This window comes from Streptomyces sp. NPDC048278 (assembly GCF_040652195.1).
Lineage (GTDB): Bacteria > Actinomycetota > Actinomycetes > Streptomycetales > Streptomycetaceae > Streptomyces.
Window position 1 is genome coordinate 21041 of record NZ_JBEZLP010000020.1, and the last position, 12149, is coordinate 33189.

At 70.3% G+C, this 12149-nt stretch carries 11 protein-coding genes and 1 pseudogene; 8 read left to right on the forward strand and 4 right to left on the reverse strand.

Annotated features, from left to right (window positions below; genetic code table 11):
• The first annotated feature begins 142 nt into the window (after positions 1-142).
• The gene (locus AB0D74_RS29920; protein WP_362593792.1) at positions 143-607 is read left to right on the forward strand and encodes a hypothetical protein; all 465 of its coding nucleotides are present in this window, start codon (positions 143-145) and stop codon (positions 605-607) included.
• A 432-nt stretch (positions 608-1039) separates the two neighbouring features.
• Here AB0D74_RS29920 and AB0D74_RS29925 read toward each other — a convergent pair whose 3' ends face one another.
• Together AB0D74_RS29925 and AB0D74_RS29930 are read right to left on the reverse strand one after the other, a co-directional pair.
• Positions 1040-2248, reverse strand: a complete 1209-nt coding sequence (locus AB0D74_RS29925) for an alpha/beta fold hydrolase (protein ID WP_362593794.1) — start codon at positions 2246-2248, stop codon at positions 1040-1042.
• 72 nt (positions 2249-2320) lie between these two features.
• A pseudogene (locus AB0D74_RS29930) lies at positions 2321-2941 on the reverse strand (AMP-binding protein); the annotation flags it as partial.
• An 896-nt stretch (positions 2942-3837) separates the two neighbouring features.
• Here AB0D74_RS29930 and AB0D74_RS29935 point away from each other — a divergent pair.
• The 5 genes from AB0D74_RS29935 to AB0D74_RS29955 all read left to right on the forward strand — a co-directional run bounded on the left by AB0D74_RS29935 (position 3838) and on the right by AB0D74_RS29955 (position 8132).
• Positions 3838-5190, forward strand: coding sequence for a DUF4041 domain-containing protein (locus tag AB0D74_RS29935; RefSeq protein WP_362593797.1), 1353 nt, complete (start codon positions 3838-3840; stop codon positions 5188-5190).
• Positions 5191-5221: 31 nt separating this feature from the next.
• Positions 5222-6115, forward strand: a complete 894-nt coding sequence (locus tag AB0D74_RS29940) for a phosphorothioated DNA-binding restriction endonuclease (RefSeq protein ID WP_362593800.1) — start codon at positions 5222-5224, stop codon at positions 6113-6115.
• A gap of 140 nt (positions 6116-6255) precedes the next feature.
• The gene (locus AB0D74_RS29945) at positions 6256-6480 is read left to right on the forward strand and encodes a DUF433 domain-containing protein (RefSeq protein ID WP_362593802.1); all 225 of its coding nucleotides are present in this window, start codon (positions 6256-6258) and stop codon (positions 6478-6480) included.
• Positions 6481-6917: 437 nt separating this feature from the next.
• Positions 6918-7697: a hypothetical protein gene (locus AB0D74_RS29950; RefSeq protein WP_362593805.1), complete on the forward strand. Its 780-nt coding sequence runs from the start codon at positions 6918-6920 to the stop codon at positions 7695-7697.
• Positions 7698-7841: 144 nt separating this feature from the next.
• Positions 7842-8132: a hypothetical protein gene (locus AB0D74_RS29955; protein ID WP_362593808.1), complete on the forward strand. Its 291-nt coding sequence runs from the start codon at positions 7842-7844 to the stop codon at positions 8130-8132.
• Positions 8133-8206: 74 nt separating this feature from the next.
• Here the strand turns inward: AB0D74_RS29955 and AB0D74_RS29960 are convergent, their stop codons facing one another.
• Together AB0D74_RS29960 and AB0D74_RS29965 are read right to left on the reverse strand one after the other, a co-directional pair.
• On the reverse strand, positions 8207-9040 hold the full coding sequence (locus AB0D74_RS29960) for a hypothetical protein (RefSeq protein WP_362593810.1): 834 nt from the start codon (positions 9038-9040) through the stop codon (positions 8207-8209).
• Between the two features lie 143 nt (positions 9041-9183).
• The gene (locus tag AB0D74_RS29965) at positions 9184-10293 is read right to left on the reverse strand and encodes a hypothetical protein (protein ID WP_362593813.1); all 1110 of its coding nucleotides are present in this window, start codon (positions 10291-10293) and stop codon (positions 9184-9186) included.
• Positions 10294-10643: 350 nt separating this feature from the next.
• Here AB0D74_RS29965 and AB0D74_RS29970 point away from each other — a divergent pair, with 350 nt between their 5' ends.
• A complete protein-coding gene (locus tag AB0D74_RS29970; RefSeq protein WP_362593816.1) occupies positions 10644-11258 on the forward strand; it encodes a DUF1326 domain-containing protein in 615 nt (204 codons plus the stop codon).
• A complete protein-coding gene (locus AB0D74_RS29975; protein ID WP_362593819.1) occupies positions 11255-12019 on the forward strand; it encodes a DUF2182 domain-containing protein in 765 nt (254 codons plus the stop codon). The genes AB0D74_RS29970 and AB0D74_RS29975 overlap by 4 nt, the downstream gene beginning before the upstream one ends.
• Positions 12020-12149: the final 130 nt, after the last annotated feature.

The window sequence follows — 12149 nt, forward strand, 5'->3', positions numbered from 1 at the left end:
CAAGTCCCGGCACCGCGACCGGCCCGATTCTTGGAACACGCCGGGCCGAGCGGCACTCGACCGAGAACGCGCTCCGTCCCGGCACCCAGAAAGAGCCACGACGCGAGAGATCGCGCGAGAACGCGCGAGAAAAGGACAGAACATGCGAGTCGACAACACCAGGACGTCCGGCCGGGCCCGGAGTCGACGGGGGCTGGCGCTGCTGATCGCCTCGGGGGCCGCGTTGGGCTCCCTGCTGCTGGGCACCGTTCCCGCGCAGGCCAACGACACCACCAAGGAGGTCTCGGCCGACGGCCAGTCGATCACGTTCGCGACGAGCGACAGCAGCCGGAACGTCAGCGGGGACGTGACGTTCGTGGTGTACGCGGACGGCAACTGGTCCATCACCGGGACCGCCCACAACTCGAACCTCCTCGTCCGCACGTTCCACTGGACGTGCGACCTGACATGGGACGCCGCCGAGGTCACGCACGCGACCGCGAAGAAGGCCGTGCCGGGCAAGACGACCCGGACCGTCAGCTCGGCGGCCTACGACCCCGACATCCAGGGCGACTTCGCCGCCATCGCCGACCACGGCAGGGCCGACTGCGACATCGTCATCGGCTGAGCGCCTCCGCCCGAAGTCCGGTGCGTCGTCTGCGGAACCGCTGTGGCTGGTCGCGGAGTTCCGCATGCCGCTCGAGGGAGCTGCCGGACCGCACCGGGCTTCACCGGACCGGCTCGGCGCACCGTCAGGCCGTGGAATGAAACCCGGAGCAATGCGGCCGGGAAGTCGGTCAGCGCGGCGCGCCCGGGGGCGAGCCTCCCGGCCGAGCCGTGTCCGGCACCGGAGCCCGGATCGCCGATGCCACCCCTGACAGGGAGCCGCTCGCCCCGCAGCTGAGCCCGGCCCGCGCGCAGCCGGCCGGGCTCACCGGCGAAGGTACAGACCATTGGCCGAGAACAGTGTCCCGACGGTCGGCGCGCCGCCGGACGACCCCGCGGGCGCAGGGGTCCGCTCGGCGGGTGCGGGACGCGACCGGACGGGATCCCCGTCCGCTCACCCCTCGGCGAGGAAAGCGTCGAGGTGGTTGAGAAACGTCGGCCAGGCGGGATCGTCGGCGGTGAAGAGGTGGTTGCGGCTTTCGAGAAGGATCAGCCGGCTGTCGGGAATGCGCGTCGCCAGCTCCAGTGCCTGCGCGACGGGGACTCGCGCGTCGTCGCGGGCGTGGACGATCAGGGTGGGGCAGGTCACCCGGTGGGCGATACCGGAGACGTCGATACGGCTGAACTCCTCCAGAAAGCGCAGGCCGTTGGCCGGCGAGGTCGTCTGCCGCTGGTAGGCGGCGAACGCGTCCCAGTCCGCAGGCATGGCGTCGGCGAGAAACTGGGAGGCGAAGTAGCGCAGGAAGCTGCTGTCCTGGGAGCGCCATCCGGCGCGGGCGATGTTCAGATCGACCTGGGCGGCGTCCCGCTCGGCGTCACCGGCGGCCCAGACCAGCTGCCCGCGGGCATAGGCGGAGGTGAGGACCAGCCGGCTGACCCGCTCGGGGTGGCGCGCTGCATAGGCGACCGCCACCGCGGCGCCCTGAGACACACCTAGCAGCGGGAAGCGGGCGAGGCCGGTGGCGTCGGCCACGGAGTCGAGGTCGGCGACGAGGTCGTCGAGGGTGAAGCTGCGCAGCGTCCGCTCGGACAGGCCGCAGCCTCGTTCGTCGTAGCGGATGAGTTGCCGGCCGCGGGTGAGCCCGTCGAACCAGTGCGCCCACATCGGTGTGGTCCGGTCGAGGTCGAGGTGCGTCAGCCAGTTGGCCGTCTTCACCAGGGACGGCCCCTCGCCGGTCAGCGCGTACGCGATACGGGTGCCGTCGGCGGACCGGCAGAAACGGATGACCTCGTGGTCCGCCTCTGTCGCCGGCCCATCGGCAGGGGCAGTGGGCGGCGTGCCGGGGACGGCCGTGGCACGCGCGACGAACCGGTAGCCGTCCGGCGGCACGGCGCGGATGAGCCGCTGCCGCCGGTCGTCGTCACCGATCGCGAGACGGGCGGTGCGCAGCCAGTCGGCGAACACCTCCCGGCCGGCCTCACTCCCGTGCCCCATCCGGTCGAGCAGTTCCGCCTCGGGTACGACACGGTCGCGGCACCCGACAAGATGGCACAGCAGCTCCAGGGCGCGGGAATCGACGTCGACCGGCTGCCCGTCACGGCTGAGCCGACGGCGTTCCTCGTCCAACGCGTACTGCCCGAACCGGTAAACCGCGCCGCTCACTCTCCGACTATATAACTGCACTTCGCAGTAAGGGAGTTGATGAAACGGCGCGCCGGAGAATACGGCCACCGCTCAGGAACGCCCCGCTTCCCGGTCCCGCAGCTCACACCGCAGGATCCTGCCGGACGCCGGCACCACGAACGCCTTGGGCACCTCGTTGCCCTCCTCGTCGGCGCCGCCGATCACAGCTGCGTCGGCCACTGCGGGGTGCTGCACCAGGACGGCTTCGAGTTCGGCCGGCGCCACCTGGTACCCCTTGTACTTGATGAGTTCCTTGACCCGGTCGACGATGAACCAGTTGCCGTCCGCGTCGACCGTGGCGTCGGTGTCCTCCGGGCGTCCGAGGTAGCCCTTCATCACCTGCGGTCCGTGGATCCACACCTCGTCTGGCTCACCCGCGACCGCGTCCTGTCCGGTGGCCGGATCGACCAGCCGGGCCCGGGTCGACGGGAGCAGACGCCCCACGCTCCCGAAGGGCTCGTCGCGGGCGCCGTCGGCGTGCAGATGGCTGACGGGGGACAGCTCGGTCATGCCGTATCCCTGCCCGACCTCCGCGCTCAGCCGGGCGGCCACCGCCGCCTGCACCCCGGCGTCGAGCGGTGCCGCCGCGCAGACGACATGCCGCAGCTGCGACAGGTCCAGGCCGTCCACAGCGGGGTGCTTGGCCAGTGCCGGCATCACCGGCGGAGCGACGTTATCCCGCCACCCCGACAGCCGTAACACCAGGTCAGGCCCGGTACTGAGAGATCAGTACCGGGCCTGATTTGCGTTGCGGCCTTGTTTTGGGAGCCATTTGGGAACCGTCTTCAGAGAGTGGCTCCCCGGCGGTCGGTCAGACCCGCTAGGGCCGCCCACGCGTACGACCTCCACCTGACGAACCACACCGCCCAGCTCCTTCAGCCTCGCGCGGCAGGCCGGTGGGCCCAGTGGTGGTCCATCTCCATATGCCCGTTGAGTCAGGTCTGTTGGACCCACCGTCGGACGTTTGCCATAACTACCGGCGCAAGCCGCTCAGCACCAGGCTGACGCCGCCCTGCGAAGCATCGCGCGAGATGCCTTCGCCCTGCAGCAACTGCTCCGGCCATCCGCGCGGTCCCTCGTAGCGTTTCTTCCCGGACGACGTTCCCTCCCCGTACAAGACTCGCTCGCCGACCAGTTCACCGGTCGAGGACTTCGTCGCGTTTCCACTTGGAATCCGTGGCCCTCCCCCAGAGAGACCCTCACGCATAGTCACAGGGTGATTACGAAGTGGAATATGCGGGTGATCAAGTGGCTGATGGGCAAGAAAATGTCACCCTACGTTTGCCGGGAATGTCCGGTGCCCTGTGTGCTGGGGAGCCTCAGGGGCGAGGGGGTGGGGAATGACTACTTACCGTTTCAATCCGCCGCCGGGTTGGCCTGTGCCACCCGCGGGATGGATGCCGCCGCCGGACTGGCGGCCCGACCCCACGTGGCCCCCGATGCCGGCGGGATGGCAGCTGTGGGTTCCCGAGGCCGGCTCCGACACCGACGCCCTCGCTGCCGGGAGCACGACCGCGGTGCCGGCGCCTCGGAAGGGAGGGCTGTTCGGGCGCAGGCGTTCGGATGCGGTGTCCGAGGCCGAGGAGCTGCGGGCGTGGATCGCGAGGACACAGGGGCTGGATGCCGCGCAGGTCGCCGGTCTTGTGCGGCAGGTCGAGGCGGAGGCCGCGGCACTGCGTGATCGGATGTCCGCCGAAGCCGCCGAGGAGGCCGAGGGGATCCTCAAGGACGCCCGTGAGACGGCGAAGGAGATTCTCAGCGACGCGCGTCGGACGGCGAAGGAGACCGAGCGAGTCCGTAAAGACGCCGACCGGCATCGCAAAGACGCCTTCGACGCCGAGCGGCGGCTTGCCGAGCTGCAGGGCCGGATCGTCAACGCCGACGAGACCGCCATGCTGCAGGAGGCCGGGATCTATGCCTACCGGCATGCGCTGCACGACGCGATCGCCTACCGCAGCCGGCTCGACACGCTGCAGAACGAGATCAAGGCGCTCACCCGTGCGGGCCGCGCCGTCCAAGCAGCCACGGACTGGACGGTCAACGGCTCCAAGCGCGAGGGCCAGAAGATGGTCCGCGACTTCTCCAAGCTCATGCTGCGCGCCTACAACGCCGAAGCCGACTACGCCGTGCGGTCCATGCGGCCGCACCGGCTGAGCTCCCTCGTCGACCGTCTCTACAAGAGCCGCGAGACGATCGCCCGGCTCGGTGCCACCATGCACATCCGGATCACCGACGAGTACCACAACGCGCGCGTACGGGAGTTGGAGCTGACTGCTGACTTCCTGCAGAAGAAGGACGAGGAGAAGGAAGCCCAGCGCGAGGTACGCGCCCGGGAGCGTGAGGAAGCGGCGGTCCAGCGGGAACTCGACCGGCAGCGCGAGAAGCTGAACAAGGAACTCGGCCACTATCAGTCAGCCCTTGACCGCCTGCGCGAGCGCGGTGACGAGGCGGGTGTGGCGGAGATGGAGGCCAAACTGGCCGAGATCGAGAACGCTCTACAGGACGTCGAGTCCCGCGCGGCGAACATCCGCGCCGGTTACGTGTACGTCATCTCGAACATCGGCGCCTTCGGCGATCGCATGGTGAAGATCGGCATGACCCGTCGGCTCGAACCTCTGGAGCGGGTCTACGAGTTGAGTGGCGCGGCCGTGCCCTTCCGGTTCGACGTGCACGCGCTGATCTTCAGCAAGGACGCGGTCGGCCTGGAGACGGAACTCCACCGGCAGTTCGCCTCGAAACGGGTCAACCAGGTCAACAGTCGCAAGGAGTTCTTCTACGCCACCCCGGCGGAGGTACGCGACGCACTGCAACGGTTCGCCGGACAGCACCTGATCGAGTTCACCGAGGAACCCCAGGCGCTGGAATGGCGGGCCGGCAGGCGAACGAGCGGAGCCGGTACGCCCGTCGCAGGCGCAGCATGAGCTGCCACCAGGCATCACTACGATCACCGTCATGGATTGGCTGGAGCGGGCCGCGAAGTTGAGGCAGTGGAGTCGGGACGGGGTGCGGGCGCCGCACAAGCCGTTGCTGCTGCTGTACGCGCTGGGCCGGTTTCAGGCGGATGCCGCGGACGAGTTGCCGTACAGCGCGGTAGAGGCGGATCTGAAGCAATTGCTGGTGGAGTACGGTCCGCCGCGCGGGACCACGCCCGCCTACCCCTTCCATCATCTGGTCAGCGACGGGGTGTGGGAGGTGCGGACCGATCGCGGCGCCGGCAGCCCGGGCACCGGAGTGCGGGAACTGCGGGCCAGCCGGGCCACCGGACGGCTGGCCCCGGACCTTCAGGTGGCGCTCCAGCGGGAACCGTCGCTGCTGGGCCGCATGGCAAGGGTGCTGCTTGATCTGCACTTCCCGGCGTCACTGCACCAGGACCTGTGCGACGCGGTGGGCCTGGAACTGGAGCTCGCGGAGACCGATGCTCTGGCAGTGCCCGGGAGGCGGCAGCGGGACCGCCGGATGCGGGAGACGGTCCTGACCGCGTACGAGTACCAGTGCGCCTTCTGCGGCTACGACGGCATGATCGGCTCGGCGCCCGTCGGGCTGGAGGCCGCGCACGTGCGCTGGTGGGCGTTCGACGGCCCGGACGAGGTCGACAACGGGCTGTGCCTGTGCTCGCTGCACCACAAGCTGTTCGACAAAGGCGTGCTCGGTATAGGCGACGGCCACCGCATCCTGGTCTCACAGAGCTTTGTCGGCCGCAGTCAGGCTGCTCGTGAGCATGTCACCGCACTCGCGGGCCGTCCGCTCATAGGCCCTCAACCCGGCATGCCGGCCATCGCGGCAGCGCACCGCGCCTGGCACACCAGCCAGGTCTTCCACGGCAGCCCGCGCCTCGTGGCCTCCTGACGTGTATCGCACCGGCATACCTGCCTGTTTGCGAACGTGCCAGGCTGTCGTCAAGGCAACATGGATCGGCTCCAGTTGCTCGTCAAGGGGGAATGGTGGCAGGGCGCTCGCCGACACCGGCTCCAAGGCCGTCTCTGTGCGTGGACATCTTCATCGAGCGTGGCTGGGGAGACCTTCGCAGGGCCCGTGACGGCCCGAGGTTCGGTCACGGCCTCCCCGTCGTGGCTGCCAACCGCGTCACGGTGAGGGCGATCATCGGCCTGTGGGAGGCCGGGGAAGCCGTCGAAGACATCGCGTACGACTACGACATGACGCCTGAGCAGGTGGACGCGCTGTGCCAGGCAGTGGTGCACCTTGCCGCCTGAGTTCTTCCTCGACCGGAATCCCGGTCGTCGTGTGGCGGAGGGATTGAGGGCCTGCGGGTGGACGGTTCTCCGCATCGGGGATGCCTCCGCGAGCGTTCCTGGGTTCCCCCCTCGAATGACGGGCGGATCAAGACCCGGGACCTGGAGATCCGACCTGTCCTGGAGCGCGAGGCCGTGCTGTTCTACCTGGACAACCAGCAGCTTCGCAGCGCGGAGAAGGGCGGTCCCGCCGCGTACGCCGTACGGCACGAGCGTATGGAGCGCACATGGCTCTGACGGGCGGATGCCGCTGGGGACACCCGGGTAGTCGAATCTCGTCGGCACGTGGCGGATACGGGTGCGGAGCGCGGCGGCGTGGAAGGCCGGCTCGGCGCGGGCCAGTGGGGGCAGGGCGAAAGGTGGGCCGCCTACTGAGGACGCTGGCATGATGCGGGCTTGTGGGAGCGGGAGACGGCAGTGACGAGGCGTACGTTGTCGGTCTGTGCAACCGGGTGCTCGGGGAGAGCGCGCTGACCCAGCACACGTTCGACTGGCTGCGGGGCGACCCCGGGGTGGGTGGGCGGCGTGCCAAGTTGCCGGTCGACGCGTACTGGCCCGGGCATCGACTCGTCGTCGAGTACCGGGAACTCCAGCACGACCGGCCCACGCCCCACTTCGACAAGCCCGACAGGCTCACTGTCAGCGGGGTCCACCGGGGCGAGCAGCGGGCGCTGTACGACGCCCGGCGTGAGACGGAGATTCCCGCGCACGGGCTGCGGCTGGTCGTGATCCGGCCGGCCGACCTCGACGCGGACGGGCGGGGACGGCTGCGTCGCCGTGACCAGGAGTCGGATCTGGACGCGCTGAAGAAGATCCTGGCCCGTGCCAGCGACGAGGACCGGGTCACCGACGCCTTCCGTACCTGGCTTCTTGCCGAGGGCTGGACTCCGGTCGATCCCACCGACCGCTGGACCGATCTCGAAGCCGTGCGTGGCGATGAGCGGCTGATCTGCGAGGCCAAGGGCCGCACCAGCGAGAAGGGAGTCGACGCCGACACCGCCTACGGGCAGTTGCTGCGGCGGATGACGAGCCAGGAGCCCCATGTCCGGTACGCGCTGGTGGTGCCGTCCTCGTCCGTCGTGGCCGTCGAGCGCGTTCCGGCGCAGGTCCGCGCGCTGTTGCGCATCGACGTGTACGAGGTGACGGACGGCGACGCGGTACGCCGACGGCCGGTGTAGGGGTTCCCGGCCCGGACCCGCAGCGGACCTACGTTTGAGTAAGCCGTGTGCCGTGAGTGAGCCCGCGTACTCATGAAGCGCCGGACGGCCTCCGCCAGCCTTGTTCTCACACCGACCGAGCACATCGCCGAAGGAGCTTCCACCATGGGCAAGCGCACACGGGCCACGGTTCTCGCTTCCGGACTGGCCCTTGCGGCCGGGCTGCTGTCCGCCTGTTCGTTCTCGACGGCGGACGCCATCTGCAACACGGGCGAAGACCCGGTCATAGCCGTGGGCAGCACCGCCGGGGCCTGCGTGAAGAGCGGCGAGGCCGCGCCGAAGGGGTATCTGCGCTACCCCGCGGGGAAGGTGCCGCAGCACGTCGGGGACAAGTGGGACACGTACTGGGAGTCCCACACGCTCGACAAGAACGGGAAGATCGTCCCGGCCTCGTAGTCGAGCCGCTAGGCGATCTCGTAGTCGATGCGCGGTGCATCCAGCGGTGCATCCAGCCGGATGCGGGAGGAGTTCTACGCGGACTCCAGGCCGTCGCCCTGGTCCTTGGCCCACCAGAGGAACGCGGCGGAGTGCTGCTGGTTGGCGAAGCCGTCGCCGACGAGCGTGTGCAGGAGGTCGTTGCTCCAGAGGATGAGGCGGCCGAGGGTCCAGTTCACCGACTCGGGTGCCGGCAGTTCGAGTCCGTAGACGGTACGGGCTATCTCGCGCTTGCCGCCTGCCTCCGTCGTGTACTTCAGGATCGACAGGAAGCGCTCGGGCTGCACCACGCACAGGACCCGGGTGAGGAGCGCCTCCTTGAAACCGGTCATGGCGAACGGCTTCGTCCCGGTCAGCAGTTGCTGGAGCCGGTCTTCCAGGGGTTCGTCGTCCGGTCCGTAGAGGAGGTACTCGACCGTCTGCCGGGTCGACTCCCCGGCTGCCGCGTCGCCCATCGCGTTCCAGGCCGAGTTGAAGGTGGCCTGGTTGCCGGGGTGGGCTCCGACATCGGAGTTGGCGAAGTCCTTGAGGACTCTGGGGTCGCAGCCGTACAGCCCGTCCCGGGAGAAGATCTGCTGGTATCTCGCCCAGTACTCGGCGACCCGGGCGTCGAAGTCGGGCCGGGTGGCCAGGTACTGCGCCTTGAGGCGGGCGGCTCGCTCCAGCCGCCCGGGGGTGACGTCGTCCGGTCCCGGAAAGCGGGCCTTGAGGTCGTCGAAGGTACGGGGCAGCTCCTTCGGGGCGGGGGGCTCACCGTGCTCCCACGCATAGCCGCACCGGTGCTTCACGACCCGTCTCCCGTCGTCGAGCACACGAACCACTTCGATGTCCTCGTCGTCACTGCACAACGGGCACATGGCCAGTGCCATGATGTCCCCCCCACTCCGTCGCTCTGTCGCTCTGTCGCGCTGTCGCGCTGTCCCTCTGGCGGGCTCCGCATCGCGGGCCGGTACGTGCCTGACCTACCCCAGGGCAGCATCCTCGTATCCGGAGGGCGCCGTGCCAGCGGTGGCTAGAAGAGGCCTGCCGAAATGTGCTGGGCCAGGTTGTCGTGGATCTCGCGCAGCCATGGGCTGCGAACGGCCGGCAGGCGGGCCAAGGTGCGCTGGAAGGTTCGCGGGTCCGCCCGGAACAGCTGCCGGGGACGCGGCGGGAGCGGGTTGTCACGGAGGACGTCGTAGGGCAGGCCGCCCGACGCCGGGACCGGCAGGTCCGGCTGGGGGAAGGCCATCCACTGCCACACCCCCAGGGGGATCGGCACCGGATGGGCCGATGCCGCCGGGCCGTCGGTTGTCCAGGTCCGGCCTGTCTGCGGATGGACCGGGACGAGGAGGATGTCGACGTCCGGGTCGGGGGCGGGCAGACCCGGGCCCGCGAGCGCGGCGCGGCGCCGTGGCTCTCCCGTGGGCAGCAGGGCGTCGAGGGCGCGCCGGAACACATCCGCGGCCAGACCGTCGGGTACGGTCACCGGCCGGCCTTCGGAGGCAGCCAGCAGGTGCGCGAGCGCTCGGCCGACTGCGGCCTGCCAGCGCGGGCTCCATGACCAGAAGTGGTCGGACCCGCGCCGTCCGCCCCAGGTCGCGACCGGCTCGAAGGGGGGTGTGCTCATGTCTTCCGCCAGCAGCTCCGGCCAGGACAGTGGTGGGGCGTCGACGCCCTCGACGGGACGGCGGCGCACGGCGTCCGGGGCGAGCCACAGCGCCTGCCAGAGCGAGCAGTCGTCGACCCTGGTCGCCACGGCCAGGCCGCACGCCTCGCACGCCGTGTTGAGACCGTCGCCGCCGTCGAGGCCGCAGCAGGCACCGCTGACCTTCCCGGGAATCAGCCTGGTTCCGCGCGTGTCACCGGGTGCGATCACGGTGACGCCCGGTGGACCGTCGGACAGGGCGGGCACGGGCGCATGGATTCCGCGGGCCTCGGCCTCGTCCGGGGTGACCACGTCCCACGGCCGCCACGGCGGTCCCCACGGGTCGGGGTCCACGGCGAACGTCCCCGGCTCCATCAGTACCGGCAGCTGGATCCCGTTCCCGTAGCGCTGATGGGCGTGGGCCGGAAGGCAGACCTCGGACAGTGGTGCCGTCAGCTCGGCATCACACCTCGCGCAGACGAAGACGACGAACAAGAGCCCTCCGCAGGGGAATCAGCCGCATCGTCGCACCTCGGTCGCGTCCGGCCAACGTGTTTTCCGTCCGGCGCCGGTGGCCGTCGGCCTGCCCGCAGCGCCGTGCGCGTCACAGTCGGCGCCCTACCGCCCTACCGCCCATCCGGCGCCGTACCCGCGTACACCGTCGCCCACCCCGAAAACCCGGCCACCTCGGCGACGTCATGAGTCCGCCACGCGTCCCCGCGCGCCCCGCCACCGGCGGCGGATCTGCGGGACCAGCCCCCTCGGGAATAGCCTGGGGAGGAGAGCGGTACCGGATGGAACGGGCCCTCCAGCGGCATTCCCTTCGCCGATGGGGAGGTAGAGCGATGGCCTGGAATCTGAACGGCACGTATCTGGAGAGTTGCAACTGCGACGTGGTCTGTCCCTGTACCACCTCGGGGCTCACCGCGCCGGCCGATCACGAGCGCTGTCAGGTGACCTTCGCCTTCCACGTGGACAGCGGGAACGTGGACGGCGTGGACGTCTCCGACCACAGTGTCGCCGTCGTCGTCGACGCGCCCCGGGTGATGGCCGAGGGCGGCTGGCAGGTGGCGCTGTATCTCGACGCGGCGGCCGACGACAGCCAGGCCGATGCCCTGGGCCGGGTCTTCTCCGGCGAGGCCGGCGGGCCGATGGCCGCGCTCGCCCCGCTCATCGGCAAGGTGCTCGGCGTGCAGCGCGTTCCCATCGAGTACCGGGACGACGGCCGCCGCCACACCGCGCGGGTCGGCGACGTCATCGACATCGAGATCGAGGACCAGGTCGCCCCGCAGTTCGGCGAGGACGGTCCGGTCATGCACCTGACCGGCATATTTCACCCCGCGAACAGCACGCTGACCGTCGCCCGGTCCACCCGGGCGCGGGGCGGCGGCGTGTACGGCCGGTCCTGGGACTTCTCCGGCGGCAACGCGCACTCGGCGCCCTTCGCGTGGTCCGCGTGACCGGTCGGCCGGTCACCGTCGGCCGCGGGACGGCCCCCGCCGGGCTGCTCCTGGTCGCCGCGGCGGCTGCCTGGGTCTGGGTGGTGGCACGCTGGGGCGGCATGGCGGCGATGCCGGGCACCATGGGCCTGGGCCTCCCCGCCTTCCTGGCCGTGTGGACCCTGATGATGGCCGCGATGATGCTGCCGGGCACGGCGCCCGTCGCCGCGCTCTACGCACGCACCATCACCGTGCACCGGACGCCGCGCATGGTCGTCTTCACGGTCGCCTACCTGCTCGTCTGGGCCGCCGCCGGGCTGCTGGCGTACGGGCTGGTCAGCGGCCTGGGCCGGGTGGCGAGCCTGCCCACCTCGACGGGGACCGCGGTGGCCGCGGCCGTCTTCCTCGTCAGCGGCGTCTACCAGCTCACGCCCCTCAAGGACCGCTGCCTGGCGAGGTGCCGCTCGCCGGTCGGGCAGCTGCTGCGCTACGCCTCGTACCCGGGGCGCTCCCGTGACCTGCGTGCCGGAACCCACCACGGGGCCTTCTGCCTGGGCTGCTGCTGGTCGCTGATGGTGCTGCTGGCGGCGTTCGGCGTGATGAACCTGTGGGCCATGGTGGGCCTGACCGCCGTGATCAGCGCCGAGAAGCTCGCCCCGGCCGGCCACCTGGTGGCCCGTGCCGTGGGGATCGCCTCGCTCGCGCTGGCCGTCGCCGTCTTCTGGTTCCCGCAGCTGGCTCCGGGACTCACCGGCGGCGGTGCGGGTATGGCCGGGATGTGATGCCGGGACGTGGTGCCGGGGTGTGAGGGCCGTGGTCTGAGGCAGCCGTCTCAGGCCGTGGCCTGAACTCGGCGGCTTTGGCCAGAACCAGTACCGTTTCCCCTGCGTCGTACGGCATGTGTGCCGATGG

Coding starts and splice junctions, on each gene's coding strand:
- AB0D74_RS29940 (WP_362593800.1), top strand. CDS start 5,222: ATGGATTGGCTGGAGCGGGCCGCGAAGTTGAGGCAGTGGAGTCGGGAC.
- AB0D74_RS29920 (WP_362593792.1), top strand. CDS start 143: ATGCGAGTCGACAACACCAGGACGTCCGGCCGGGCCCGGAGTCGACGG.
- AB0D74_RS29960 (WP_362593810.1), bottom strand. CDS start 9,040: ATGGCACTGGCCATGTGCCCGTTGTGCAGTGACGACGAGGACATCGAA.
- AB0D74_RS29955 (WP_362593808.1), top strand. CDS start 7,842: ATGGGCAAGCGCACACGGGCCACGGTTCTCGCTTCCGGACTGGCCCTT.
- AB0D74_RS29970 (WP_362593816.1), top strand. CDS start 10,644: ATGGCCTGGAATCTGAACGGCACGTATCTGGAGAGTTGCAACTGCGAC.